Origin of the sequence: Dyella sp. C11, assembly GCF_003121485.1 — a bacterium.
Taxonomy (GTDB): Bacteria; Pseudomonadota; Gammaproteobacteria; order Xanthomonadales; family Rhodanobacteraceae; genus Dyella.
On record NZ_QAVX01000003.1, the window covers coordinates 24031 to 49328 of the forward strand.

Genomic DNA, 25298 nt, shown 5'->3' on the forward strand with positions numbered 1-25298 from the left:
GCCGTGACGGTGCAGGGTGTTGAATGCCCGGCGAGCATCCAGACGGAGGGACACCCATGAACAAGCGCATCGGCGTCGTCGGAACGGCCTGCATGGCCGTCACACTTACCCTCGCCAGCAGCGCGGTTGGCGCACAGGACCTGGGGAAACTGGGCGGCATGATTCCCGGCGGCGGCTCCATGACGTCAGGAAGCATGGGCAACGTGGCTGGGCTGCTGGAATACTGCGTGAAGAACAACTACCTCGGCGGTGATTCGGGCGCCTCCGGCATCCAGAACCAGCTGATGGGCAAGCTGGGCGGTGGTTCCAATTCGTCCAGCAACAGCGGCGGTTCCAGCACCAGCGACATGCTGGGCCAGCTCACCGGCAGCAAGCACAAATCGTCTGACAGCAGCAGTGCCGGCACGGCAAGCTCAGGCAGCGCCGCGAATGATCCCGGCTACCTCAGCGGTGCCAAGGGCATCCTGCAGGGCAGCAATGGACAGAGCGTGGACCTCAACAGCGTCGGCGGCGGTTCCAGTGACATCAAGTCGCAGATGACCACCAAGGTGTGCGACACCGTGTTGAAGCAGGGCAAGTCGTTCTTGAAGTAGCAAGCAGCTGCCAACTTGTAGGAGCTCACTTGTGCGCGACCGTGCCTCAGCGGTTGACCGCAGCGTGAGAGGCCTGTTCGCGCACAAGTGCGCTCCTACAAAAAGCCGGCGATCATCGTCCCCGCCGCAACCGCCTTTCGTCCCGTACCACGAACACCCCCGCCGCCAGCACCATCAGCGCCAGCACGTACCACGTGATCAGGTAGCTCAGGTGGTTGTTGGGAAACGAGATCACCGTAAGACCGCCTTGCGGCCAGGCGTGCTTGCCGGCTTCCAGCGTGCCCGGGGCGGCATCTTCATCCACGAAATACGGCGCGACGTGCGTGAGCCCACGCGCAGTGGCAATGGCGACGACATCACGCGTGTACCAGCTGTTGCGCACCGGATCGTTGTGACGGAACGGTCGCGTGGTCTCGCTGATGCGCAGCAATCCCGTGAGTGTCGTCTCGCCGGTGGGCGATGGCGCACAGCCGCCCTTGATGCCGCACCAGTCCGGTGGCACGAAGCCGCGATTGACCAGCACGATGGAGCCGTCGTCCTGCTGCAGCGGTGTCATCAGCCAGTAGCCGCTGCCGAAATCGGTCGCGGCCCAGACCAGCGTCTGCCGGTCATGCAGGAACGTGCCGTGCAGTTCCACGTGGCGATATTCCGATGATGCCGCATCCACGCCAGGCCATTGCGGCGGCCCCGGCGCGGCGACCGGTGGCGCGTGCACCCGCGCATCCACGCGCGCAATCAGGTCGCGCTTCCAGCCCAGTCGATAGACCTGCCAGGTGCCCAGGGCGACAAAGCCCGCGAACAGCACCACGCCCAGCAGGGCAAGCAGGGTCAACGCCACGGGGCCGCGCGGCTGGCGGCCCGGTTCTTCAGCAACACTCATCGGAAAGGCACGTTTGAAAGGGAGCGCGGATCGTCAAGGCAGGTTCGACGGATCCATCATCGACGGCATCATGTTGCTGTTGAGGTGATACATGATCCAGATCGACCCGCTCAGCGTGATGACCACCAGCACGATGGTAAACACCAGCGCCAGCATGTTCCAGCCGCCCTCGGATTTCGCGTTCATGTGCAGGAAGTAGATCATGTGCACCACGATCTGCACCGCAGCCAGTGCCAGGATGATCACCGCGGCCGTGCTGGACTTGGTGATCACGTGGCCCATCACCAGCCAGAACGGGATGACGGTAAGCACCACCGACAAGGCAAAACCCGTCATGTAGCCGCTGAAGGTGGCGTGGATGCCCAGGTCGTCGTCGTGACCGTGGTCGTCGCCGTGGGCGTGCAGTTCGTCATGCGCACTCATGGCAGTACTCCCATCAGATAGACGAAGCTGAAGACGCCCACCCACACCACATCGAGGAAGTGCCAGAACATCGACAGGCAGAGGATGCGGCGCTTGTTGGCAGTGATCAGGCCTTTCTTCAGCACCTGCGTGATCAGCACCACCAGCCAGATCAGGCCGCAGGTGACGTGCAAACCGTGCGTCCCCACCAGGGTGAAGAACGACGACAGGAAGGCGCTGCGCTGCGGCCCTGCGCCGATGGAAATGAGATGCGCGAATTCGCGCAGCTCCAGCGTGATGAATCCGGCGCCGAGAAGCCCGGTAATCACCAGCCACACCAGCATCGGGTTGCGCTGGTTCTTCTGCATCGCCAGTACGGCGAACCCGTAGGTGATGGAAGAAAGCAGCAGCAGCGTGGTGTTCACCGCCACCGCCGGCAGTTCGAGCACTTCCTGCGCGGTGGGACCGCCGGCGTATTCGCGACCCAGCACGCCGTAGGCGGCGAACAGGCACGCGAAGATCAGGCAATCGCTCATCAGGTACACCCAGAACCCAAGCAACGTACCGTTGACCGGGTGATGCTCCGCGGTGTCCAGGAATACCAGGGGTTGCTTCGGCCCGTCGGCGGGCAAGGTGGCGGATATGTCAGACATGGCTGGCCAGCAACTCCGTTCGGGATGCCTCGGTGCGGGTCACTTCATCCGCGCCCAGGAAGTAATCGCGGTGATAGTTGAAGGTGTGTCCAATGCCCACGGCCAGCAGCGCCACGAACGACAGTGCCGCGAGTGGCCACATGTACCAGATCATGGCGAAGCCAAAGACGAAGCTGATGGCGCCCATGATGACGCCCGCGCCCGTGTTGAGCGGCATGTGGATCGGCACGAAACCACCGAGCGGACGCTTGAAGCCGTTCTTCTTCATCATCCACCACGCGTCGTGGTCGTGGACGATGGGCGTGAACGCGAAGTTGTACTTCGGCGGCGGCGACGAGGTGGACCATTCCAGCGTGCGGCCATCCCACGGATCGCCCGTGGTGTCGCGCAGCTTTTCCCGGTTCTTGAAGCTCACGAAGAACTGGATGATGTTGCAGGCGATGCCCAGCGCAATCAGGAACGCGCCGAACGCCGCGATCAGGAACCAGATGCGCAGCGACGGATCGTCGAAGTGGCTCAGGCGACGCGTCACGCCCATCAGGCCCAGCATGTACAGCGGCATGAAGGCGAAATAGAAACCCGTCACCCACAGCCAGAACGAGCATTTGCCCCAGAACGGATCGAGCCGGAAGCCGAAAGCCTTGGGGAACCAGTACGTGATGCCGGCGAACAGGCCGAACAGCACGCCACCGATGATCACGTTGTGGAAGTGCGCGATCAGGAACAGGCTGTTGTGCAGCGAGAAATCCGCCGGTGGCACGGCCAGCAGCACGCCCGTCATGCCGCCGATGACGAAGGTGACCATGAAGGCCACCGTCCACATCATGGGCAGCTGGAATTCCACGCGGCCGCGGTACATGGTGAACAGCCAGTTGAAGATCTTCGCGCCCGTGGGGATCGAGATGATCATGGTGGTGATGCCGAAGAACGAGTTGACGCTCGCACCCGATCCCATCGTGAAGAAGTGATGCAGCCACACCAGGTACGACAGCACCGTGATCACCACCGTGGCGTACACCATTGATGCGTAGCCGAACAGCGGCTTGCGGCTGAAGGTGGCAGTGACTTCGGAGAAAATGCCGAACGCCGGCAGGACCAGGATGTAGACCTCCGGATGGCCCCAGATCCAGATCAGGTTCACGTACATCATGGCGTTGCCGCCAAGTTCGGTCGTGAAGAAGTTGGTGCCGACATAGCGATCCAATGCCAGCAGCGCCAGACAGACCGTAAGCACGGGGAAGGCGGCGACGATCAGCACGTTGGTGCAGAGCGATGTCCACACGAACACCGGCATCTTCATCATCGTCATGCCGGGCGCACGCATCTTGATGATGGTCACCAGCAGGTTGATGCCCGACAACGTGGTACCTACACCGGCTATCTGCAGCGCCCAAATGTAGTAGTCGACGCCGGCGTCGGGGCTGGACACGATGGCCGACAGCGGCGGATAGGCCAGCCAGCCGGTGCGCGCGAATTCACCGATGAACAGCGATGCCATCACCAGCATCGCGCCGGATACCGTCATCCAGAAACTGAAGTTGTTGAGGAACGGAAACGCCACGTCGCGCGCGCCGATCTGCAGGGGCATCACGAAATTCATCAGGCCCGTCACCATCGGCATGGCGACGAAGAAGATCATGATCACGCCGTGCGCAGTGAAGATCTGGTCGTAGTGTTCTGGCGGCAGGAAGCCGTGCGAGTCACCGAACGAAAGCGCCTGGTGAGCGCGCATCATGATGGCGTCGGAGAAGCCGCGCAGCAGCATCACGAAGCCCAGGATCATGTACATGATGCCGATCTTCTTGTGGTCGATGCTGGTGAACCACTCGCGCCACAGATAACCCCAGAGCTTGAAATAGGTGACCGTGCCCAGCAGCGCGATGCCACCCAGGGCGACCGCGATGAACGTGTACACCACGATGGGTTCGTGCAATGGCAACGAATCCAGCGAGAGTCGACCGAAGATCAGCTTGGCAAGGTCGGGATGGGAAAGCATCGTGGACACCACCGGATCAGTCGGAATGAGGTTGGGTCGCCATCGCGGCCATGCCGCTGGCGTGCCCGGACTGCAGCATGGCGCCCGAATCGCCGCCGTCGTGCGGACTCAGGTCCACCCGCGTCATGCATGATGGGCTTTCCGGATCGACGCAGCGGGTGAGGATGGCGCGATAAAGGCCCGGTTCCACGGTGGCGTAGTACGCCACCGGCTCGTTCTCGCTGGGCGCAGCCAGCTTCACGTAGGCATCACGACTCAAGTCCCCGCCACCGCTCTTGGCCTTCTCCACCCATTGCGAAAAGCCTTCTTCGCTCACGCCGTGGAACAGGAAGTGCATGCCCGAGAACCCGTGGCCGCTGTAGTTGGCGGAGAAACCCTTGAACTCGCCCGGCGCGTTGATCACCGCCTGCAGCTGGGTCTCCATGCCGGGCATGGCGTAGATCTGGCCGGCCAGCGCGGGAATGAAGAACGAGTTCATCACCGAGGTGGCCGTAATCTTGAATTGAATCGGCCGGTCCACCGGCGCGACCAGCTCGTTCACGGAGGCAATGCCTTGCTCCGGGTATATGAACAGCCACTTCCAGTCGAGCGCGACCACGTCGACCTGCAACGGACGCACGCCTTCGGGAATCGGTTGATGTGCCGACAAGCGTTCGAGCTGGCGATAAGGATCGAGCTTGTGCGTGCTGACCCAGGTAATCGCACCCAGCGCAATGATGATCAGCAGCGGTGCGGCCCAGATCAGCAGTTCGAGGATGGTGGAGTGATCCCAGTCGGGATCGTAGTGGGCCTTCTTGTTGGACGCGCGGAAATGCCAGGCGAACAGCAGCGTGAGCACGATCACCGGCACGATGATCAGCAACATCAACACCGTGGAAGTGATGATGAGGTTGCGTTGCTGCACGGCGAGATCGCCCGAGGGCGACATCAAAACCGTTTGGCATCCCGCAAGCAGCAAGATGGCGATACAGGCGAGCAGTCCACGACAAAGCTTCATAGACATGACCGACGACGCAACCAGTGTGGAAAACGGTACGCCGTTCGGCGCGAAACGGGAACAGGAAAATCATTCCCAGTGACGGCAGAGGCGTGGCGGTGCCACTATAGGGCCGCGACATATTCCTTCTTCGTGAGTAATGACTATGTCAAGCACCTTCCCTGAGCACGGCACGACGGCCCCCTCGATCGAGGAGCTGCACCGCATCCAGGCCCACGCGAAGGTGGCGCCGGGCGAAATCGCCATTGGCGTGATCATCGGGCGGACGTCCGAACACTTCGACTTCTTCGTGTTCGGCATTTCTTGCGTTCTCGTCTTTCCGTCGCTGCTGTTTCCGTCTGCCAGTCGACTGGATGGCATGCTTTACGCCTTCACGATCTTTTCACTGGCCTTCATCGCGCGCCCCTTCGGCACGGCGCTGTTCATGGCCTTCCAGCGGCGATGGAGTCGTGGCATCAAGCTCACCATCGCGCTGTTCCTGCTCGGCAGTGCCACGGCAGGCATGGCCTTTCTGCCCGGCTATGCGGTCATCGGCAACTGGTCGATCGGCTTGCTGGTGCTGTTTCGCATCCTGCAGGGCATTGCGCTGGGTGGTTCGTGGGATGGCCTGCCCTCGTTGCTGGCACTCAACACGCCACCCGAGCGACGCGGCTGGTACGCCATGCTCGGGCAGCTGAGCGCGCCGATCGGCTTCATGGTGGCTGGCGCCCTGTTCCTGTTCCTGCACAGCAGCCTGGATGCGGACGACTTCATCGACTGGGGCTGGCGCTATCCGTTCTTTGTCGCGTTCGCCATCAACGTGGTGGCGTTGTTCGCCCGCCTGCGCCTGGTGGTGACCGAGGAATACACGGTGGCCATGGAAGAGCGCGAGCTCGAACCCATCGGCATCCTCGAACTCCTGCGCACGCAGGGCGGCAACATCTTCATCGGCGCGTTTGCGGCGCTGGCCAGCTACGCGCTATTCCATCTGGTGACGATCTTTCCGCTGTCGTGGATCACGCTGGGTTCCACGCAGTCGGTGAATGCGGTGCTGATTGCCGAGATCATCGGTGCGTTCGCCTGCATATTGGGCATGATGATTTCGGGTGTGCTGGCCGATCGCATTGGGCGTCGCACCACTCTGGGCGCCACATCGGCGCTCATTGCGATTTTCGCGCTGCTCACGCCGTGGCTGCTGGGCGGTGGCAAGCTGGGCCAGGACGCTTTCATCATCCTGGGCTTCGGCGGCCTTGGCCTTTCCTATGGTCAGGCGGCCGGCAGCGTCACATCCAACTTCGAAATGCGCCTGCGCTACGCCGGTGCGGCACTGACCACCGATTTCGCGTGGTTGATCGGTGCCGCGTTTGCGCCGCTGGTGGCTTTGGGTCTTTCGGTGCGATTTGGTCTGGTGGCTGTCAGTGCGTATCTGTTGTCAGGCGTGGTGTGTACGCTGCTGGCGCTGCGTGTGAATCGTGCACTGGCTGCGCGTGAGTGATCGACCGCAAATAACGCAGGTTAATACTCGCAGGGAATGGCATCCGGTTGCGCCGGACCGCTATGGATGAAGTATCGCTGGTAGATACCTTGCGCCCACTCCTGGGCTTTGGCCTGCTCCGCGGGTGACGTCGTTGACACCTCAGACAACACCTTGTCCATGTGGATGGCTGCGGGCGAGTCATCCGGAAGGCCCAGTCGGTAGAGTCGGGCATACGCCCATGACTTCGCCTGGTCGGGGTAGCTGAGAGGAGTGAGCTGTCCGCCTTCCACGGACCTGCTGCCTACGACCTCTCGCATGGCCTCGACGATCTGCCAGCTGCCGCGCTGCATGCCGTCGTTCGCCAGACGCATGACTTCCTGCGCAAATGCCGCGTTCTCCTCCGGCGAGGGGGAGCGACCCTTGTAGTTCACCGTCATCAGGCAAGCAGTGGCCTGGTCATCGCCGGTTCGAGCCGCTGCCAGAGCCATCGCCAGCATGCGGCCGTCATCGAGGTTTTCGTGGAAGAACGAACCGCAATTCGGAATGTCGCGCTGAACCCGCTCCATGCCTTGTTGAATGGCCTGGATGGTCGACTCGCGGTACTGCTTGTCCCACGCACTGGCATCGGGTGACTCGGGTTGATTGAGTATCCAGTGTTTGTCCTGCAGAGCGTGTTGATAGAAAGCATCCAGGCGGGCGGCAATCATGCATTCCCGTGCGCCATCGAAGACACGTTGCGCAGCAACCGGGTCACCATCACCCGCCCGCTGCCGCAATAGCTCGTACGTCGCCTCCAGCGGCGCGCCGGCGGGAGGAAGTGCAGGGAGATCATCCTTGCGGACGGCGATGACGGCCTTCGCCGTCGTAGGCAGGGAACGGTGTTCGCGGGGATGCCGGACGATCAGCCAACACGTCGTTGCGACGACGGCAATCGCAACGATGCCGAGCGAAAAAAAGAGGCCTGGGCGGTTCATCCATGGAACCCTTTGACAAAGTCATAAGCCCGTGACGGACAGCTCATAGCATGCCCTGCCACGCTCCTTGGCGCGATAGAGTGCTTCGTCGGCTTTTTGCATCAGTGCATCGACGGAGCCAGCATCCCGACATAGCGCCGCCCCCACGCTCAGCGTGACCTTGAGCCTGTGCGGCCCGGTCACAATGGGTGCATCCATGGCGCGGGTAATCTTTTGCGCCAGCGTTTCGGCCACGCTCTGGCTGTCGATGTCATCGCACAGCACCACGAATTCATCGCCGCCGAGTCGCGCAAGAAGGTCGGTCTTGCGGATGGAGGCTTTCAGGCGCGACGCGATTTCCGACAGCACGGCGTCGCCAGCGGCGTGTCCGTAGGTGTCGTTGATCTGCTTGAAGTGGTCGATGTCGATCAGCATCACCAGCAATGGCGAGTTGGCGATGGCGGCGTGGTGTACCGCCATGTTGATGCCTTCGCTGAAGTAGCGGCGGTTGGCGATGCCGGTCAACACGTCGTAATGCGCGAGATAGCTGAGCTGTTGCTCGGCCTGCTTGATGTGGGTGATTTCAGTGGTGAGCGCGTAGAAGCCGTTGGGTTGGCCGTTGCCGGTGGTGGCGGGCAGGTAGGTCGTCTGGAAATGGTGGCGACGGCCCGCGTATTCGGCTTCGTATTCGAAGGTGTCGGTTTCGCCGCGCAGAGCGCGTTCAATGTGCGGCTTGAGCACGGGATACAGCACGGGTCCGCGGATCTCTTCGACGGTACGCCCCACCATGTCTTCGGGAGCGCCGCCGGTGACCTCGCGCACATAGCCATTGACGAAGGTGTAGCGCTCATGGGCATCGATGTGCGCGATCACCGCCGGCACGTTGTCGGTGATGGTGCGAAGTCGCTTCTCGCTGTCGGCCAGCGCCTGCTCCGCTTCCATGGCTTCGGTGATGTCGCGGCCGGTGTAGATCAGCTCCATCTCGCCAGGCTGGTCCAGGCTGGGAACCACGCGCACCAGGGCTTCGATCCAGATGTAATCGCCGGATCGCCGCTGCAGGCGATATTGCGTGAGCGATGGCCTTCGCGTTTCCCATAGCTGCTGCACGGCGGCCGCCACGCGCTCGCGGTCGTCGGGATGGATGAGCTCGGCGCGGTAAGGCATGAATTCGTGCACTTCCCATCCCAGAAGATCATGGACGGAAGGCGATACGTAACGACGCGATCCATCGCGTGCAATGCGCATCACCAGATCGCTCGCGTAGTCGGCCAGCAGCCGATAGCGGCTCTCGCTTTCCGTCACGCGACGTGCCAGTCGTCGGCGATCGGCCAGGGCCAGTGCCACCGGCAGCGCGGTGATGCACAGCACGCCCAGATACACCTGCGCCAGCATGGCCTGCCGGCTCGGCGTTGAGGGCACGATCAACTGGAAAGGCCCGGTGCCCAACGCCGTGGCTGCCGTGGTGATCAGCGAGATGAGGGCAATGCCGATGACCAGCCCCGGAAAGCGGTGCTGGAATACCACGTACAACAGCGGCGCGAACACCACGAACAGCAACGGAAAACTCGACTGCGCGAACACGGCCGCGGTGATGGCGGTCAAGCCGACAATGTCGCGCAACATCAGCAACCGCCGTCCCGGACGACCGAGCATGCGGCGACGCTGAAGCAGCGCTACCAGCGTCAAGGTCCCCACGATGACCATGCCCAGCAGGTGCGCGCGGAACCACCAGTCGGCGGTGATCCAGAAGGGTTGGCCATGGGCTGCGCGCTGGATGGTCGCGGCCAGCAGTGCGGAGACCACGCACGCGACCAGGGTTGAACCCAACGCGATGCGCCCCAGCAGCAGAAAGCGGGTGTCGTCCGCGATGCGCGGAAATACATGCCGAACCACGGTGGCCACCGTGAGTATCTCCACGCCATTGGTGAGGCCCAGCGCCAACGGCAATGCCACGCCCTGGCCCATCAGGCCGCCGTGCCCGATGTGCTGTCCCGCGAGAAAGCCGAGAAAGGCGGCGACCAGGTAGGCCGGCCACTTGCTGCGCTGCACGGCCAGCAGTGCGCCGAGCACGATGCCGTTGGTGATCCATATGGTCACCACGCTGCCGGTGTGGCGAGCGAGCAGCAGCGAGTAGCTGACGGCGACGAGCACCGCAGCAAAGAGCCCTGCCGACTCGGCGAGCAAAGCCAGGCGGGCGTGGCGCCGCTGATGAATATCGTGCATGGCCATGACGTGACGGAACGTGCGAGTCGCTTGCACGCCCCATGCCATCTTTAGGATGACCTGCGTCAACGGTTTGTCGTTGCCGCGACCATCCGGGGATCAGCGTTCCCGGGGTGCGACGCCGTTCACATGCGCCACCAGGGCTGCGTGCGCCGCCATGTCCACGGGCTTGTGCGTCACGCGCGTGGTCGCAGGGTGCCGCGACAGCGTGGCGCCGGCCACCCAGTCGCACGTGGGTCGCACGGGACGCGGCGTGAAGCCGCCGGCGCAGTTGGGGCACACGTTCTGCAGCAACGCGACGCAGTCGAGGCAGAACGTGCACTCGAAGGTGCAGATCATGGCTTCCGTCGATGCCGGCGGCAGTGGCTTGCTGCAGTTTTCGCAGGTGGGACGAAGTTCGAGCATGCGGCCTCCCGCTGTGCGTGTTTGCCACGACGGTACGGACTGCCGCGTGGCGTCAGCACATCATGCGACACCCAGCGGCAACACATAACGCAGCTTGGCAGATTCGCTTGCGCCAAGCCGTCGATAGAAGCGGGCGGCATGGTCGTTCCACGCTGGTGTCTGCCATTGGACGGCGATGCAATCCAGCGCCATGGCTTGCGCATGGACGTGTTGCCACAACGCGCGCCCCACGGCCCGGTTACGCCAGGCCGCGCGTACGTACAAGCAGTCCATGTGAAGGAACCTGGCGCGATCGAGCGTGGAGAAATCCACCGTGGCGCTGGCGTAGCCCACGATGGCGTCATTCACGCAGGCCAGCCAGGCATAGAGCGCCGGTGGCGAGCCCTCCAGTGCATCGGCAAGCGCGTCCGCGCGTTCGCCATGCCTGCCCGGCAAACGCTCGAACGCCGCGTGCTCTGCGCAGATGGCCATCAGTGCGGCCACGTCGGCTCGGCCCGCGCGGCGAATCGTGAGGTGATCGATCACCTCAGCGCTCCAGTCCGAAACCTTCGTCGATCCACCCCGTGAGGCCGCCGATCATTTCCTTCACCGGGCGGCCGAGTTGCGCAAGTTTCACCGCGGCCTTGTTGGCGCCGTTGCAGTGCGGGCCGGCGCAATAGACGACGAACAAGGTGTCGGCGGGATAGTCCGCCAGCTGCTGGGCGCTGATCATGCGGGTCGGCAGGTTGAGTGCGCCCGGCACGTGACCGGCGGCGTAAAGCGTGGGCGTGCGCACGTCCAACAACACGAAATCCTTCGCTTCGTGATGGGTGGCGTACCAGATGTCGGCGCAGTCGGTCTCGAAGCCCAGGCGTGCCTGGAAATGCGCAAGCGCGTCGTGGCTGCTGGCGGCGGGAACACGTTGAACGGTACTGGCCATGGCTTCACTCCGTGGAAGGGACGGGCTCAGTATCGGCACTGGCATCCGTGGGCGACATTGGCAAGAATGACAGTCACCATGAAGAAACCGCCAAAACGATCCAGACGTCCATCCGGCCCTTCCAACCGAAAGGTGGCCACGCTGGTTTACGACGGCTTGTGCACGTTCGAGTTCGGCATTGCCGTGGAAATGTTCGCGCTGCCACGGCCGGAGCTGGACGACTGGTACACGTTCGGCCTGTGCGCGGTGGACAAGGGCCCCATGCGCGCGGCGGGCGGCATGAAGGTGCTGGCGGATGGCGGCCTTGAGCAGCTGGCCGATGCCGGCACCATCATCGTGCCGGGCTGGCGCGGTGCGGATGCCGGGCCGCCGCCAGCATTGCTGCGGGCGCTGCGTGCTGCGCACGAGCGCGGCGCTCGGCTGGTGTCGTTTTGTTCGGGAGTGTTCGTGCTGGCGGCCACCGGCTTGCTGGACGGCCGGCGGGCGACCACGCACTGGCGCTACGCGGAGACGCTCGCCCAGCGCTATCCGGGTATCCACATCGAGCCCGACGTGCTCTACGTCGACGAGGGCCAGCTGCTGACCTCGGCTGGCAGCGCGGCCGCGCTGGATCTCTCGCTCCACCTCATCCGTCGCGACTACGGCCCGGAGGTGGCCAACAGTGTGGCGCGGCGTGCCGTGGTGCCGGCTCATCGCGATGGCGGGCAGGCGCAGTTCATCCAGTCGCCGTTGCCGGCGCAGGGCGACGGGCTGGGCAAATTGCTGGAATGGATGCGTCGCCACCTGGATCAGCCGCTATCCATCTCGGTACTGGCCGAACGCGCGCGCATGAGCGAACGCACCCTGCTGCGTCGATTCGAGGAAACCACCGGCTCATCGCCCAAGCAATGGCTGACGCGGGAGCGTCTTGGCCGGGCGCGCGAACTGCTGGAGGGCAGCGGCATGGGTGTGGATCGCGTCGCCGAGGTGTGTGGATTCGGCAGTGCGGATACCCTACGACACCATTTCCGCCAGCAGCTGCAGTTGAGCCCGGCGCGTTACCGCGAGCGATTTGCGCTGCAGCGCTGAAAGTCACGGTTTCCGCAGGACGGCTGACATCTTGGCCCGATATATCGGCAGAACCCATCGGCACTGCCCTCCAAAGGACGTTTCATGATCTACGTACTGCTGAGCGTCGTCTGCAGCGTGCTGGTGTCGGTGCTGCTGAAGCTCGCCCGCCGGTTGTCGGTGGACGTGGGACAGGCCATCGCCTGGAACTACGTGGCCACCAGCGTGCTGACGGCCATGGTGTTTCGCCCCACGCTGTCGGTCCTCACCACACCCCAGGCGCCGTGGCTCGGCTTCATTGGCTTGGGCCTGTTGCTGCCGCTGATCTTCCTGGCGCTGGCCGCATCGGTGAGCAGCGCGGGCATCGTGCGCACGGATGCCGCACAACGGCTGTCGCTGCTGATTTCACTGCTGGCGGCCTTCGCGTTGTTCGGCGAATCGCTGAGCCTTGGCAAGGGCGTGGGCATTGCGCTGGGCCTGCTGGCGCTGGCCTGCATGGTGTGGCGCGTCGGGCCGGCCGCGAACGGTAATGGCGAGCGCGGCTGGTTGTGGCCGCTGGTGGTGTTCGTGGGCTTTGGCCTCATCGACATCCTGTTCAAGCGCGTCGCTGTAGCGGGCACGCCGTTCCCGGCGTCGTTGCAGGCGATGTTCGCGCTCGCCTTCGTGGTGTCGCTGGCCATCCTGCTGTGGCGCCGCTGGCACGACCGCACCTTTTTCACCCTGCGCGATGCCGTCGCCGGCCTGCTGCTGGGCCTGGCCAACTTCGGCAACATCGTGTTCTACCTGCGCGGGCACCAGGCGCTGCCGGATCATCCGTCGCTGGTGTTCGCCAGCATGAACCTGGGCGTGGTTGCCCTGGGTGCGCTGGTGGGCACGGTGGCGTTCCGGGAGCGGCTGAGCTGGGTCAACGTGGCTGGCGTGCTGCTGGCGCTGGCGGCCATCGGCGTGATCGCCTTCGGCTGACGACGGCTGCATCACACGCTCCGGGCGCATCATCCGCACTCCATGGTCAGTCACACGGAGCCGCCGATGAAGCCCGTCATCATTGCAGTGCTGTTGGGCTCGTGCCTGCTCCCGCTTTCAGCCCTCGCCCAGTCGGGCGGTTGCGACGCCAAGCGGGCATCCATCCAGCAGGAAATCACCTACGCCCAGGCGCATGGCAATGCGTCGCGCGTGCAAGGCCTGCAGAAGGCGTTGTCCGAAGTGAACGCCCATTGCACCGAGGCCGGCCTGCGCAGCGATGCCGAGCAGAAGGTGGCCAAGGCACAGCAAAAACTGGCCGAGCGCCAGCAGGAGCTTCAGGAAGCCAGGGACCAGGGCAAGAGCGCGCAAAAAATCGCCGACCGCCAGCGCAAGGTCGACGAAGCCCACGCCGACCTGGAACAGGCGCTGCTGGACGCCTCGCCCTGACATCGCACGCGCCAGTGACTTCTGGCGTATGAAACCAAAGCACGTCGCTGCCTAAGCTGGGGCATTCGCGCCATCGCGCCTGTCCCAGGGGTTTCACCTTATGCGCAAGCTCACCCTCACCGCCGCCATCGCTGCGCTGATGCTCACCACGGGCGCTTACGCCGCCGACAAGAGCGAAAAGGACAAGCCCGACGACAAGCCCGAAGCCTCGCTGCTGAAGCCGCAGGCCTCGGAAACCTCGGGCTCGGTGAAGGTGGAAGGCAAGAGCATCGACTACAAGGCCGTCGCCGGCACGCTGGTGCTGCATGGCTCCGGCGACAAGGAAAACGAGCCGCAGGTCAGCATGTTCTACACCGCGTACTTCAAGAAAGGCGCGGAGCCGGGCAAGCGGCCGATCACCTTCATCTACAACGGCGGCCCGGGATCGGCCACGGTGTGGCTGCACATGGGCGCGTTCGGTCCCAGGCGCGTGGTGACCAGCGACGACTCGCACACGCCCGCCGCGCCCTATGGACTGGTGAACAACGACTACAGCCTGCTCGATGCGTCGGACCTGGTCTTCATCGATGCGCCGGGCGCAGGTTTCAGCCGCCTGATCGCCGACGACGCCGACAAAGGCAAGCGCGATGAGCAGATGAGAGACCGCAAGAAGGCCATCTACGGCGTGGATGGCGATGGCCACGCATTCGCGCAATTCATCACGCAGTTCCTTTCCAAATATGGCCGCTGGAACTCGCCGAAATACCTGTTCGGCGAAAGCTATGGCACCACGCGTTCGGCGGTGGTCTCCAACATTCTGGAGAACGAGGACAGCGTGGATCTCAATGGCGTGATCCTGCTGTCGCAGATCCTCAGCTTCGACACCTACATCGGCGGCGCCAGCGCCAACCCGGGCGTGGACCTGCCGTATGTGCTGGCGCTGCCCACGTATGCGGCGACGGCGTACTACCACCACAAGCTGCCGCAGCAGCCGGCATCGCTGGAGTCGTTCCTGCGCGAAGTGGAGCAATACGCCACCACGGACTACGCCACCGCGCTGATGGCCGGTTCGCGACTGGACGAGTCGCGTCGCCAGGCCGTTGCGCAGAAGCTGCATCAGTACACGGGACTGTCCGTGGCCTATCTGCTCAAGGCCAACCTGCGCGTCAACGGCGGCATGTTCGAGCAAGCGTTGCAGGCCGACGACGGCATGACCACGGGACGACTGGACAGCCGCTTCTCCGGCCCTTCGCTGGACCCGCTGAGCAAGTCGGCGGAATACGATCCGCAATCGTCGGCGATCAGCTCGGCCTACGTGGCCGCGTTCAACGACTACGTTCGCCGCCAGCTGAAATTCGGCGATGGCCAGACCTATCGCCTGTTCGCCGACATCGACAGCTGGGAATTCAAGCACGGCGTGCCCGGCTCCGATGAAGCGCTGCAACAGAGCACCAACGTGCTGCCCGATCTGGCCAAGGCGATGAAGACCAACCCGAACCTGCATGTGTCGCTGCATGGTGGTTACTACGACCTGGCCACGCCGTACTACGCCGCCGATTACGAAATGCACCACATGCCGATTCCCGACAACCTGCAGAAGAACATTTCGTATGCGTGGTATCCGTCGGGCCACATGGTTTACGCCAACGAAGCGTCACTGAAGCAGCTGCACGACAACGTGGCGCGTTTCATCGACGAAACCGACAACGTCGGCAAGCACTGATGCGGTGATGAAAGCGCGCCGTTCCAGGCGCGCTTTCACGTCCCCCTGCGACAGGCGGCGCTACGCTCCCTGGCCTCGTCAGCCGGAGGTTTGCGTATGAGCACCGAATCCGTCGCCAAGCGTCTGGTGGCCATCTGTCGACATGGCCGCTTCGAGGAAGCCCATCACGAGTTGTACGCCAGGGACGCCATCAACATCGAGCCGGAGAGCATGGCGAAGGGGCCCATGGGCAACGTGCAGGGACTGGAGGCCATCCTCGACAAGGGCAAACGCTTCCAGGCCAGCATTACGCAAACGCACAGCGTGGAAGTAAGCGACCCGGTCATCGCAGGCAACTGGTTCAGCGTGGCCATGACGCTGGATGTGACCATGAAGGACTACGGCCGCGTTGTGATGAGCGAAATCTGCGTCTATCACGTGAAGGACGACAAGATCGTGCAGGAGCAGTTTTTCTACGACGTCGAGGGGTAACTGTCGCGGCAATCAAGGTTTGCCGGCTCCTTTGTAGGAGCGCACTTCGTGCGCGACCGCAGATTCGCGGATTACCCCATGGGCCGGTTTTCGCGACACGACGACTTCATCGCGAAAGGATGTCGCGCACAAGTGCGCTCCTACAGAGGGACCTTTCGCACAAACAAAAAGCCCCGCTTTCGCGGGGCTTCCTGCAACTTGCACCAGCGTGATGCTTAGTCGATATCGAGGAACGAGCGCAGCTGTTCCGAACGGCTCGGGTGACGCAGCTTGCGCAGTGCCTTGGCTTCGATCTGGCGGATGCGCTCGCGGGTGACGTCGAACTGCTTGCCGACTTCTTCCAGCGTGTGATCCGTGTTCATGTCGATGCCGAAGCGCATGCGCAGCACCTTCGCTTCGCGCGGCGTCAGGCCGGCGAGCACGTCGCGCACGGTTTCCATCAGGCCCGTTTCGGTGGCCGACTCGATCGGCGAGGACGCGTTGGTGTCCTCGATGAAGTCGCCAAGATGGGAATCCTCGTCGTCGCCGATCGGGGTTTCCATCGAGATCGGCTCCTTCGCGATCTTCAGCACCTTGCGGATCTTGTCCTCGGGCATGTCCATTTCCTTGGCCAGCTCTTCCGGCGTCGGCTCGCGGCCGAACTGCTGAAGCATCTGACGGGAAATGCGGTTCAACTTGTTGATCGTCTCGATCATGTGCACCGGGATACGAATGGTGCGTGCCTGGTCGGCGATCGAGCGCGTGATGGCCTGGCGGATCCACCACGTGGCGTACGTGGAGAACTTGTAGCCGCGGCGGTATTCGAACTTGTCCACGGCCTTCATCAGGCCGATGTTGCCTTCCTGGATGAGGTCCAGGAACTGCAGGCCGCGGTTGGTGTACTTCTTGGCGATGGAGATGACGAGACGCAGGTTGGCCTCGACCATTTCCTTCTTCGCGCGGCGGGCCTTGGCCTCACCGATCGACATCGTGCGGTTGATTTCCTTGATGTCGGTCAGCGGCAGGAACAGCTTGCGCTCGATGGCGCCCAGCTTGTCCTGCTCGGCGTCGATCGCTTCCTTGTACGGCTTGATGTTCGGCGACCATTTCTGGCGCTTGCGGCCCAGCTCGTTCGCCCACTCGAGGTTGCCCTCGTTGCTGGGGAACGCCTTGAGGAACTCGGCCTTGGGCATCTTCACGTGCTTGACGAAGATGTCCATGAGCACGCGCTCGTGGTGGCGGATGTCGTTCACCACTTCGCGCAGCTTGCGCACGAAGCTGTCGATCAGCGCGGACGGCAGCTTGAGCTTGAGGAATTCCTCAGCCATCTGGTCGCGCAGCTTGGTGACCTTCTTGTCATTGATGTCGGTGGCCTTGGGGGCCGCCTTCTGGAACTTGCCGTAGTAGTCGCGCAGCAGTTCCATGCGGCGCTTGACCTCTTCCGGGTCCGGACCGGTCGGGCCGGCTTCTTCTTCCTCTTCGGCGCCTTCGACGTCTTCGTCTTCGTCGGCTTCGGACTCGTCCACTTCGGCGTCAGCCGCAGCGGCCTGGGCGGCGTCAGCGGCTTCTTCCAGGTCGGCAAAGCCGGCCAGGATTTCGCTCAGGCGACGCTTGCCGTCCAGGTGCTGGTCGTATTCCTCGAGCAGCAGCTCGATGGTGAGCGGGAAGCTGGCGAGTGCGGTCTGCACCTGGCCCAGGCCTTCCTCGATGCGCTTGGCGATGGCGATTTCGCCTTCGCGGGTCAGCAGCTCGACCGTACCCATTTCGCGCATGTACATGCGCACGGGGTCGGTGGTGCGGCCCACTTCGGAGTCGACGGCCGACAGCAGCGCCACGGCTTCTTCAGCGGCGGCTTCATCGTCGGTCGAGGCGCCCGGCGCGTTGTCCGACAGCGGATCGGAATCCGGCGCGGCATCGTGCACTTCAATGCCGACGCCCTTGAGCACCGCCATGATGTCTTCGATCTGCTCCGGATCGACGATGTCGTCGGGCAGGTGGTCGTTGATCTCGGCGTAAGTCAGGTAGCCCTGCTCCAGACCCTTGGAGATGAGCGCCTTGATTTCAGACTGTTGCTCAGGAGCTTTGCTATTCATACCTACCGCCGCGTATGCAGGAACCGATCAGTATACCTATGTGATGCTTTTTTGACCAGTTTTCAAGGAATAAAAAACGGATCGCCGACACGCAAAAATCGCGCCAGATCGGCGTTTTCCGAAGATTTTGGGAACATCGGTCGAGACGCGCCGGGTGAAGTGGCGATCATGGAGTCTCCAACCAGAAGGTGACCGGGCCGTCGTTGACCAGGTGTACTTCCATATGGGCACCGAAGCGGCCGATTTCCACCCTGGGGTGCGCGGCCCGCGCCAGTTCCACCAGCCGTTCGAACCAGCGACGGCCCTCTTCCGGCGTCGCGGCGCTGGTGAAGCTGGGGCGCATGCCCGAGCGGGTATCCGCGGCCAGGGTGAACTGGCTGACCAGCAACAGCTCGCCGCCGGTATCGGCCAGGGAGCGATTCATGCGGCCCTGCTCATCGGCGAATACGCGGTAGCCCAGCAGGCGTTCGAGCATGCGCTTGGTCCGCGGCTCATCGTCGCCCGGCTGCACGGCCACGAGCGCCAGCAGGCCGGGGCCAATGGCACCCACGGTGGTGTTCTCGACATCGACACGGGCAGACAGGACGCGCTGGATCAGGGCGATCATCGAGGGAATCGGGGCCAGGGACCGCGGAAGCTTAGGGGGTGGCCATCGCGGGCGATAGCCGTTGGAAGGCAGGAACGTAAGCAGGGGCGCTGTCGTTGACCCGTGAACCCGTCGCGGGGGCGGTTACACTGCGTGGCTCATGCGATTCGACATCTTCATTCTCTACGTCTTCCTGCGCCTGGTCGGAAAGCTGCCGCTGCGCGCGCTGCACGCCGTCGGCGCGGCCATCGGTCGCCTGTCGCTGGCACTCAACACGCGCACGGCACAGAACACCGCCGTGAACTTGCGCATTGCCCGACCTGGCCTGGACGACAAGGCCCAGGCGACGTTGCTGCGCGACGTGATGGAAGACAGCGGCCGTTCCGCGACCGAGATCGCCAAGATCTGGGGCACGGACGCCGAGCGCGCGCTGGACATGGTGCGCGAGGTGCGCGGCGAAGCGCTGTTCGACGCCGCGCTGGCGGCGGGCAAGGGCGTGATCATCGCCGCGCCGCATCTGGGCTGCTGGGAGTTGCTCAACTACTGGCTGTGCCGCAAGACGCCGATGGCCATCCTGTATCGCCCGCCACGCATCGCCGCTATCGAAGGCCTGCTGCGCAAGGTGCGCGGCGCCCTGGCGCCGGAGCAGGTGCGCGCCGAAGGCGCGGGTGTGCGCACGCTGTACAAGCGGCTGGCCGGCGGCGGCACGGTCGGCATCCTGCCCGACCAGAAGCCGCGCGCCGGCGAAGGCGAGGTGTCCACGTTCTTTGGTCATGACGCGCTGACCATGGTGTTGCTGCCGCGCCTGGCGGCTCGCACCGGCTCGACCGTGCTGTTCGCGTTTGCCGAGCGCCTGCCCAAGGGCGACGGTTACCGCATCCACTTCCTGCCGGCCCCGGAAGGGTTGGCGGATGCGGATCTGGCGGTGGCTTGCCGGGCGCTCAACCAGGGCGTGGAGAATTGCGTCGAACTCGCATTCACGCAGTACCAGTGGCAGTACAAGCGGTTTTCGGCCGATACCTGGAAGAGCCCGTACGACTGAGTGAAGCTCGTGTGGGAGCGCACCCTGTGCGCGACAGGCGCAGGGTTGTTACCGCTTCGTAGGTTTGTCGCGCACAGGGTGCGCTCCCACAAATGATCGCCGGGTGCTCAGGCCTGCTTTTCCAGCCTGCGCAGAAACACCGTCATTTCCTTTTCCGCCTGCTTGTCGCCGCGTGCTTGCGCCGCGGTGATGCCGTGTTGCCAGGCATCGACGGCGCCTTCGGTGTCGCCGACGGCAAGGCATGCCTTGCCGAGCAACTTCCAGGCGGCGGAGTAGCTCGCGTCGAACGCGACCGCCCGCTTCAACTCCGGCATGGCCCCCGCAGCATCGCCTGCCGAGAGCAGTGCGTTACCCAGCGAAAAGCGCAGCAGCGCGCCATCGCGCGGACCACCGCACTGCGCACGCAGGTTGGCGATCAGCGCGTCGTTCATTGCAGGGCGCGGAAGCGCCACTCGTCCACCTGGTAGACCCGGGTGGGGTGTGGCGGCTCGGCGGGCACGCGGCCTTCGCGCAGGTCGGCCAGCGACTTGGCCGGCCAGATCACGACCCAGCCCGAACGGAACGGCTGCACCAGCAAGGCGTAGCGCAGCGATTCGTTGGTGAGCTTTTCTGGATGCTCGATGACGACGCCATCGGGATGTTCCTGGGCAAACGCCTGCAGCGACTTGCCTTCGTACAGGCGTTCGATGGATTGGGTCAGGCGCCCGGCGAAATGGAACTGCCCTTCGTAGTTGCCCAGGATGCCGATGCTGCGGTGGTCTGCATCCGCCGCCCCAAGCAGTTGCGATGCCGGGCGCAGGTCGAAGTTCTGCCACATGGTGAGCGTGAACAGCGTATTGAGCGCCAGCGTGCCCACCAATCCGGCGAAGGCCAGGCGACGCATCTCGCCACGTCCGCGCAACAGCAGCAGGATGCCGAGCAGCACGAACACCACGCTGAAGAAGCGGCTGTAGCGCTGCGTGCTGTCGAACCACTCGCCGTGCAGGTCGTTATGCGCCACCAGCACGGGCAACACGAACAGGAAGATGCCGAACAGGATGCCGCCCACGCCCAGCGGCCAGGTGCCCAGCCACGGGTTGGTCGCCAGTGCCGGTCGCTGTTCGCGGAATGCGGCGACGGCTCCGGCGATCAGCAGCGCGGCACCGGCAAATTCCGGCAGCGGGTAATACAGCTGCTTGCCGCTGATGCAGGAGAACACCACCATCACCGGCACCAGCCAGCACAGCGCGAAGCGCAGGCCGCTGTCGAGCGGGCGACGCAGGGTAAGGAGTGCTGCCCAGGCGCGAGGCCAACCGCTGAAGGGGAACAGCAGCGCCGGAATCATCGGCACGTACCACCAGAACGGGCGGGCGTGGTCGAACGCGTTCACCACGCGACCGGCGGTCTGCGTGAAGAACAGGCGCTGGCGATAGGCTTCGCCACCGCTGAAACCGGCCGGCAGCGCCCAGGCCAGCAACATCGCGCCGCCCAGCAGCAGCGCAAGCACGCCGCGGCTGTACCAGCGCACGCGGTTGTCACGCGCCCAGTCGTTCCACAGCGGGCCGAGCAGGAACGGGAAGGCCACGTGCAGGAACATCACCGGGCCCTTGGTCAGCAGGCCCGCGCCCACGGCCAGCCCGAACAGCACCCAGCGCGGTTCGGCCCGCTGCGGCTTGGGCGTCAGCGCAAGCAGCGCTGCCAGCACCCAGACGGCCAGCAGCACCTCGTACATGATTTGCAGGCCGAACAGGAACGCATAACCCAGCGCCAGCAAAATCCACGGCGCGCCCTTGGCCACCCACGGGCGGTTCGGGAACAGGCGCTGCGCCAACAGCGACACCAGCACCAGCTGCGTGCCGCCGAAGATCACCTCGAGGATGCGCGGCCAGATGTCGTTGACGCCCGTCACCAGCCAGCCGGCATGGATCATCCAGAACAGCAGCGGCACCTTTTCGCTGTATGGCGCGCCGTTGATGTGCGGCACCAGCCAGTGACCGTGGTTCCACATTTCCCACGCCACCGCCAGGGTGCGCGTGGAGTACAGCGGCATCGGACCGTGCGAGAAGATCGCCAGCAACGCGGCCAGCGCCCACAGCGGAAGCCAGGGCCAAAGGGAGCGCAGGTGTTCGGAGCGGCTATAGCTGCTGGATGCCACGGGCAGTCTTCTTGATGGATTTGAGACGAATTCTAGCCGCCAAGCCAGCATGGTGCTGGCCCGGGGTTCACAAGGGCGGCGCGGGTTCAGTAGCCGGCCGGGCCCCAATAGCCGATGCGGCGGCGAATCTTCAATTTTCGCCACAGATTCCAAGGCTTACGGCGACGATTGCGCCCGCCGGCGGCAATGAACCCGTCGATGGCCTTCAGGATGCGCTCACTCGAGTGGCCGTCCCGATAAGGATGGATGGCGTCGCCATAGTCGGCAATGGCCTGCATCAGCTCCGGCGGGCGCGACAGCGCGCGCTCGATGGCCGGCTCGAACTGCGAGGCGTCATCAATGTCGATCAGCTGCGGCCCGGGGCGGCGGTTCTTGAATGTCACCACCGGCTTGCCGGTCAGCAGGAACTCGTTGAGCGCGGACGAGGTGTCCGAACACATCATGTCCACCTGTGGGAACAGTTCGAGGATGTTGTCGTTCTCGGCAAACGTCAGGTATTCGTTCTGCAGCGCCTTGTACTTGGCCGTGGTGGCCGGGTCCATCTTGGGGTGGAAGGTGACGATCCACCGCCAGCGGCCGTCGCGGGAAAGCCGCTTCACTTCTTCGTACAGGGTCTCCGCCGCGCTCCACGAGGGCGAGAAGGTGGAGTGATAGAGGATCACGGGCGGCTGGCGCACCGGCGGGATCGGGCCGGTGATTTCCTTCATGAAGGGGTCGAGCTTGGGAAAGCCCGTCTCCACCACGGCGAAATGACCCACCCGGTCGGCAATGGCCTTGAACTGCGCGGTGTCGCGCGGGCCGGTGGTGCAGTACAGGTCGAAAAAGCCGCGGATATAGATGTGGCGCGGCTTGCCGGCATCGAAACCGTGGAAGGTTTCCACCTTCACGCCGGGGAAGAAGTGCGGCACGGCGTTGCTGGAGGTAATGACCGCGCGCGGCTTCCATGCACGCACTTCGTCCACCGTCAGCAGGCGCTCGCCCTCTTCCAGGTCTTCGGCGCCGGGACCGTCGAAAAACCAGGCGGCTTCGTCGCCGCGTGCGCGAATGGCTTCCTGCACGGGGCGCAGGATGGCCAGCGCGTAGCGCTCGGAGCCATAGAGAAGGTAATGCTGCTTGGAATCGGGTTGCTTCATCGGTCGATGCCGTGGCGGATCAGGGCGTCGGCTGCGCTGGGCAGTGACGCGGGGTTGCGGCGCATCTCGTAGTAGCGCATGCGCTTGTAGGCCGCATAGGACGCTGCCGTTTGCGCGATCACGTAGCCGCGCCAGCCATCAAGGAAGGCCAGGCGGAAGAAATAGTCCTTGATGAAGGCCAGCAGGTACACGAACGGCGTCTGCCACATGCGCACCGGCTTGTTCTTTTCCAGCCAGTCCCGGCACTTGAGTTCCGCGTAGCGCAACACCTTGATCTGCTTCTCGGGAAGGCTGGGGTTGTTCTCATGGTTGAAGGCTGCCTTGAGCGTCACCGACGGACCGTCGAAGGTCAGCGATTCGTGCACGCGGGCATCCGTCCAGCGCGCCCGGTCGCGGTGATAGAGGCGTGCCATCTTCTCGCCCATGGACGGCAGGTACCAGCGCATGCGCGCGCCCATGAAAATGGTGGCGCGACGCAGGAAGGCCGCGCGGATATCGCTGGCCATCAGCTGCGGAAGCCGCTGCTCAAGCTCGGCCGCCAGTTCGGGCGAGAGATACTCGTCCGCGTCCAGCGCCAGGATCCACGCGTTGCTGCACTGCGTGGTGGCAAAATTTCGCTGCGGCCCGAACCCGAGCCAGTCCTGGTGCACCACCCGTGCCCCATGCGCCTGGGCCACGGCCACCGTGTCATCCGTACTTCCGCTGTCGATCACCAGCTTTTCACCGGCGAAGGGCACGCTATCCAGGCAGCGCGCAATATGTTTCGCCTCGTTGTAGGTCATGACGACGAGGGTGAGGGGGAAAGTAGGCATGAGGTGAATTCTAGCCGCATTCGCCCGTAGCCTCTTGTCCTCTGGCCGCCATGGCCCTGCGTTGGATGCAGGGGTGATGGTCGGCTCAGTTTCAGCTGGAGCCGTGCACTATTTGGCTGACATTGGGTACGTCAGGCCCGAGACTATGCGATTCCCGGGCTTGACCGGGAGGCAGTGACGATTACGCAAGCAGGCAGTATGAGAAGCAGGGCGACCCCATTGAAATCCGATGTGCTACCGAAGAGCCTGAGCATCGGTCACAGCCTTCTTGGCGTGGGTCTCGCGTGGCTGATTCTCGGCATGGTGATCATGCCGGCCGGTGTGTCGTTCAACCCTGGCAGGGCGTACCAGACGAGTCTGGTGGTTCTGCTCTATCTCCCCGCCCTGTTCGTTTCATTCTCTTTTGGCGCCCGCGCATGGCGGGAGCTCTGGCCGCAGCCGCTGTTTCGCGTTTTCCTCGTGTTGCTGGCGTGGGCGCTGCTGTCGCTGGCCTGGACACAGGGCGCCCATCCATCCAGCGAAGTGGGTCGCCTCGCCAGTGTGCTGATCTTCGTGGTGGGCTGGCACGCGTATGCCGAGGATGATGCCAGGCGCATAAGCCAGCTGTTGCTGGGAGCCGGCCTGGCGGTGGCCGCATGTGCGGCCTATTACTGCATCAGCTTCATCTTCGTGCCGATGGATGACGGCCGCATCATTGGCCAGGGCACCATTGCCACGGCCAATTACGCGGCGGCGCTGATGGGCGTGGTGGCGCTTTGGCTGAGCCAGCTGGAGCTTGCGGATCGCCGTTGGTCCGTTGCTCGATACGTGGGCATCGCCGCCCTGCTCCTGTTCGTTGGCCTCACCCATACGCGTGGCGTCTGGCTGGCGCTGGCCGTCACCATCGTGGCCATGCCGTTGTGGCAGCCCGGCCGCGCGCATCGCTGGCTGGCGGTGGTCCTGGCGTTGCTGGCCGCGGCCATGCTGTTGCGGCCAACGGCGCTGCTGACCGAGCGCGGCACGTCGCTGCGTCCGGAGCTTTTCACCCAGGCGCTGCATCTGATCGCCCAGCACCCGTTTCGCGGCTTGGGACAGGGCGCACCCATCACCCTGATGGTCAACGGTGCCGCCTACACGCACACGCACAACCTGCTCACCCAGGTCACCGTGGAGCTGGGCCTGCCCGGCCTGCTGCTGACCGTGGCACTGTGGTTGATGATTGCCTGGCAGGGCTGGCGGCATCGCCGGAGCCTGCAGGGGCGCGTGGTGCTGGCGATCTGGGTGTATGCCTCCATCGTGCTGCAGTTCGACATGCCGCAGATGCTCGACAGTCCCCGCCCCGCCTGGCTGCTGATCTGGCTGCCCATGGCGCTGGTGCTTGGCATGACCTGCAGCGACCGGCTGAAGTCGGCAAATTCTCTCCATTGAAATTA

The 25298-nt window shown here is 63.9% G+C and carries 25 protein-coding genes; 9 read left to right on the forward strand and 16 right to left on the reverse strand.

Annotation, left to right across the window (positions count from 1 at the left end; all coding sequences use genetic code 11):
* The first annotated feature begins 56 nt into the window (after positions 1-56).
* On the forward strand, positions 57-593 hold the full coding sequence (locus tag DK366_RS04315; RefSeq protein ID WP_198651417.1) for a DUF2501 domain-containing protein: 537 nt from the start codon (positions 57-59) through the stop codon (positions 591-593).
* A 112-nt stretch (positions 594-705) separates the two neighbouring features.
* Here the strand turns inward: DK366_RS04315 and DK366_RS04320 are convergent, their stop codons facing one another.
* From DK366_RS04320 to cyoA, 5 genes are read right to left on the reverse strand one after another with little or no spacing between them, the layout of a single operon-like run.
* The gene (locus tag DK366_RS04320) at positions 706-1473 is read right to left on the reverse strand and encodes an SURF1 family protein (protein WP_109124310.1); all 768 of its coding nucleotides are present in this window, start codon (positions 1471-1473) and stop codon (positions 706-708) included.
* A gap of 33 nt (positions 1474-1506) precedes the next feature.
* Positions 1507-1896 carry a cytochrome o ubiquinol oxidase subunit IV gene (gene cyoD, locus DK366_RS04325; protein WP_109124311.1) on the reverse strand — a complete coding sequence of 130 codons (390 nt, stop codon included), beginning with the start codon at positions 1894-1896 and terminating at the stop codon, positions 1507-1509.
* Positions 1893-2528, reverse strand: a complete 636-nt coding sequence (cyoC, locus tag DK366_RS04330) for a cytochrome o ubiquinol oxidase subunit III (RefSeq protein WP_109124312.1) — start codon at positions 2526-2528, stop codon at positions 1893-1895. Before cyoC ends, cyoD begins: the two co-directional genes overlap by 4 nt.
* On the reverse strand, positions 2521-4494 hold the full coding sequence (gene cyoB / locus DK366_RS04335; RefSeq protein WP_198651436.1) for a cytochrome o ubiquinol oxidase subunit I: 1974 nt from the start codon (positions 4492-4494) through the stop codon (positions 2521-2523). The genes cyoC and cyoB overlap by 8 nt, the downstream gene beginning before the upstream one ends.
* 46 nt (positions 4495-4540) lie before the next feature.
* Positions 4541-5452: a ubiquinol oxidase subunit II gene (gene cyoA, locus DK366_RS04340; RefSeq protein ID WP_232820904.1), complete on the reverse strand. Its 912-nt coding sequence runs from the start codon at positions 5450-5452 to the stop codon at positions 4541-4543.
* Positions 5453-5666: 214 nt separating this feature from the next.
* Between cyoA and DK366_RS04345 the strand changes: the two genes are divergently transcribed.
* Positions 5667-6995, forward strand: a complete 1329-nt coding sequence (locus DK366_RS04345; RefSeq protein ID WP_109124315.1) for an MFS transporter — start codon at positions 5667-5669, stop codon at positions 6993-6995.
* 20 nt (positions 6996-7015) lie between these two features.
* Here the strand turns inward: DK366_RS04345 and DK366_RS04350 are convergent, their stop codons facing one another.
* The 5 genes from DK366_RS04350 to DK366_RS04370 all read right to left on the reverse strand — a co-directional run bounded on the left by DK366_RS04350 (position 7016) and on the right by DK366_RS04370 (position 11477).
* Positions 7016-7951, reverse strand: a complete 936-nt coding sequence (locus DK366_RS04350; protein WP_109124316.1) for a hypothetical protein — start codon at positions 7949-7951, stop codon at positions 7016-7018.
* Between the two features lie 21 nt (positions 7952-7972).
* Positions 7973-10189: a sensor domain-containing diguanylate cyclase gene (locus tag DK366_RS04355; RefSeq protein ID WP_198651418.1), complete on the reverse strand. Its 2217-nt coding sequence runs from the start codon at positions 10187-10189 to the stop codon at positions 7973-7975.
* Positions 10190-10252: 63 nt separating this feature from the next.
* Entirely contained in the window at positions 10253-10558 is a 306-nt protein-coding gene (locus DK366_RS04360; protein WP_109124318.1) for a DUF1272 domain-containing protein, read from the reverse strand.
* A gap of 60 nt (positions 10559-10618) precedes the next feature.
* Entirely contained in the window at positions 10619-11083 is a 465-nt protein-coding gene (locus DK366_RS04365) for a GNAT family N-acetyltransferase (RefSeq protein ID WP_109124319.1), read from the reverse strand.
* A gap of 1 nt (position 11084) precedes the next feature.
* Positions 11085-11477 (reverse strand): rhodanese-like domain-containing protein, encoded by a 393-nt coding sequence (locus DK366_RS04370; RefSeq protein ID WP_109124320.1) that lies wholly within the window; start codon positions 11475-11477, stop codon positions 11085-11087.
* Positions 11478-11555: 78 nt separating this feature from the next.
* Between DK366_RS04370 and ftrA the strand changes: the two genes are divergently transcribed.
* The 5 genes from ftrA (at position 11556) to DK366_RS04395 (ending at position 16107) form a co-directional block, all read left to right on the forward strand.
* Positions 11556-12545 (forward strand): transcriptional regulator FtrA, encoded by a 990-nt coding sequence (gene ftrA, locus DK366_RS04375; RefSeq protein WP_232820905.1) that lies wholly within the window; start codon positions 11556-11558, stop codon positions 12543-12545.
* A gap of 84 nt (positions 12546-12629) precedes the next feature.
* Positions 12630-13487 carry a hypothetical protein gene (locus DK366_RS04380; protein WP_109124322.1) on the forward strand — a complete coding sequence of 286 codons (858 nt, stop codon included), beginning with the start codon at positions 12630-12632 and terminating at the stop codon, positions 13485-13487.
* A gap of 66 nt (positions 13488-13553) precedes the next feature.
* A complete protein-coding gene (locus tag DK366_RS04385; RefSeq protein ID WP_109124323.1) occupies positions 13554-13934 on the forward strand; it encodes a DUF1090 domain-containing protein in 381 nt (126 codons plus the stop codon).
* Positions 13935-14034: 100 nt separating this feature from the next.
* Complete coding sequence (locus DK366_RS04390) at positions 14035-15636, forward strand: peptidase S10 (protein ID WP_109124324.1); 1602 nt, start codon at positions 14035-14037, stop codon at positions 15634-15636.
* 96 nt (positions 15637-15732) lie between these two features.
* Positions 15733-16107, forward strand: coding sequence for a nuclear transport factor 2 family protein (locus DK366_RS04395; protein ID WP_109124325.1), 375 nt, complete (start codon positions 15733-15735; stop codon positions 16105-16107).
* A 215-nt stretch (positions 16108-16322) separates the two neighbouring features.
* Here DK366_RS04395 and rpoD read toward each other — a convergent pair whose 3' ends face one another.
* Together rpoD and dtd are read right to left on the reverse strand one after the other, a co-directional pair.
* Positions 16323-18179, reverse strand: a complete 1857-nt coding sequence (rpoD, locus tag DK366_RS04400; RefSeq protein ID WP_109124326.1) for an RNA polymerase sigma factor RpoD — start codon at positions 18177-18179, stop codon at positions 16323-16325.
* A gap of 166 nt (positions 18180-18345) precedes the next feature.
* A complete protein-coding gene (dtd, locus tag DK366_RS04405) occupies positions 18346-18786 on the reverse strand; it encodes a D-aminoacyl-tRNA deacylase (protein WP_109124327.1) in 441 nt (146 codons plus the stop codon).
* A 139-nt stretch (positions 18787-18925) separates the two neighbouring features.
* Here dtd and DK366_RS04410 point away from each other — a divergent pair, with 139 nt between their 5' ends.
* Positions 18926-19807, forward strand: a complete 882-nt coding sequence (locus DK366_RS04410; protein WP_109124328.1) for a lipid A biosynthesis acyltransferase — start codon at positions 18926-18928, stop codon at positions 19805-19807.
* 107 nt (positions 19808-19914) lie between these two features.
* On the opposite strand, the gene DK366_RS04415 is transcribed toward DK366_RS04410, so the two are convergent.
* The 4 genes from DK366_RS04415 to DK366_RS04430 all read right to left on the reverse strand — a co-directional run bounded on the left by DK366_RS04415 (position 19915) and on the right by DK366_RS04430 (position 23886).
* Entirely contained in the window at positions 19915-20238 is a 324-nt protein-coding gene (locus DK366_RS04415) for a tetratricopeptide repeat protein (protein WP_109124329.1), read from the reverse strand.
* Positions 20235-21941 carry a glycosyltransferase family 39 protein gene (locus DK366_RS04420; RefSeq protein WP_109124330.1) on the reverse strand — a complete coding sequence of 569 codons (1707 nt, stop codon included), beginning with the start codon at positions 21939-21941 and terminating at the stop codon, positions 20235-20237. Before DK366_RS04420 ends, DK366_RS04415 begins: the two co-directional genes overlap by 4 nt.
* 86 nt (positions 21942-22027) lie before the next feature.
* The gene (locus tag DK366_RS04425; protein ID WP_109124331.1) at positions 22028-23074 is read right to left on the reverse strand and encodes a CDP-glycerol glycerophosphotransferase family protein; all 1047 of its coding nucleotides are present in this window, start codon (positions 23072-23074) and stop codon (positions 22028-22030) included.
* A complete protein-coding gene (locus tag DK366_RS04430) occupies positions 23071-23886 on the reverse strand; it encodes a glycosyltransferase family 2 protein (RefSeq protein ID WP_109124332.1) in 816 nt (271 codons plus the stop codon). Before DK366_RS04430 ends, DK366_RS04425 begins: the two co-directional genes overlap by 4 nt.
* A 231-nt stretch (positions 23887-24117) precedes the next feature.
* Here DK366_RS04430 and DK366_RS04435 point away from each other — a divergent pair, with 231 nt between their 5' ends.
* The gene (locus tag DK366_RS04435; protein ID WP_198651419.1) at positions 24118-25293 is read left to right on the forward strand and encodes an O-antigen ligase family protein; all 1176 of its coding nucleotides are present in this window, start codon (positions 24118-24120) and stop codon (positions 25291-25293) included.
* Positions 25294-25298 lie beyond the last annotated feature (5 nt).

Coding starts and splice junctions, on each gene's coding strand:
- DK366_RS04380 (WP_109124322.1), top strand. CDS start 12,630: ATGATCTACGTACTGCTGAGCGTCGTCTGCAGCGTGCTGGTGTCGGTG.
- DK366_RS04410 (WP_109124328.1), top strand. CDS start 18,926: ATGCGATTCGACATCTTCATTCTCTACGTCTTCCTGCGCCTGGTCGGA.
- cyoA (WP_232820904.1), bottom strand. CDS start 5,452: ATGTCGCCCTCGGGCGATCTCGCCGTGCAGCAACGCAACCTCATCATC.
- DK366_RS04350 (WP_109124316.1), bottom strand. CDS start 7,951: ATGAACCGCCCAGGCCTCTTTTTTTCGCTCGGCATCGTTGCGATTGCC.
- DK366_RS04345 (WP_109124315.1), top strand. CDS start 5,667: ATGTCAAGCACCTTCCCTGAGCACGGCACGACGGCCCCCTCGATCGAG.
- DK366_RS04320 (WP_109124310.1), bottom strand. CDS start 1,473: ATGAGTGTTGCTGAAGAACCGGGCCGCCAGCCGCGCGGCCCCGTGGCG.
- ftrA (WP_232820905.1), top strand. CDS start 11,556: ATGAAGAAACCGCCAAAACGATCCAGACGTCCATCCGGCCCTTCCAAC.
- rpoD (WP_109124326.1), bottom strand. CDS start 18,179: ATGAATAGCAAAGCTCCTGAGCAACAGTCTGAAATCAAGGCGCTCATC.
- cyoC (WP_109124312.1), bottom strand. CDS start 2,528: ATGTCTGACATATCCGCCACCTTGCCCGCCGACGGGCCGAAGCAACCC.
- DK366_RS04360 (WP_109124318.1), bottom strand. CDS start 10,558: ATGCTCGAACTTCGTCCCACCTGCGAAAACTGCAGCAAGCCACTGCCG.
- DK366_RS04315 (WP_198651417.1), top strand. CDS start 57: ATGAACAAGCGCATCGGCGTCGTCGGAACGGCCTGCATGGCCGTCACA.
- DK366_RS04390 (WP_109124324.1), top strand. CDS start 14,035: ATGCGCAAGCTCACCCTCACCGCCGCCATCGCTGCGCTGATGCTCACC.
- DK366_RS04385 (WP_109124323.1), top strand. CDS start 13,554: ATGAAGCCCGTCATCATTGCAGTGCTGTTGGGCTCGTGCCTGCTCCCG.
- DK366_RS04370 (WP_109124320.1), bottom strand. CDS start 11,477: ATGGCCAGTACCGTTCAACGTGTTCCCGCCGCCAGCAGCCACGACGCG.
- cyoD (WP_109124311.1), bottom strand. CDS start 1,896: ATGAGTGCGCATGACGAACTGCACGCCCACGGCGACGACCACGGTCAC.
- DK366_RS04425 (WP_109124331.1), bottom strand. CDS start 23,074: ATGAAGCAACCCGATTCCAAGCAGCATTACCTTCTCTATGGCTCCGAG.
- dtd (WP_109124327.1), bottom strand. CDS start 18,786: ATGATCGCCCTGATCCAGCGCGTCCTGTCTGCCCGTGTCGATGTCGAG.
- DK366_RS04395 (WP_109124325.1), top strand. CDS start 15,733: ATGAGCACCGAATCCGTCGCCAAGCGTCTGGTGGCCATCTGTCGACAT.
- DK366_RS04415 (WP_109124329.1), bottom strand. CDS start 20,238: ATGAACGACGCGCTGATCGCCAACCTGCGTGCGCAGTGCGGTGGTCCG.
- DK366_RS04430 (WP_109124332.1), bottom strand. CDS start 23,886: ATGCCTACTTTCCCCCTCACCCTCGTCGTCATGACCTACAACGAGGCG.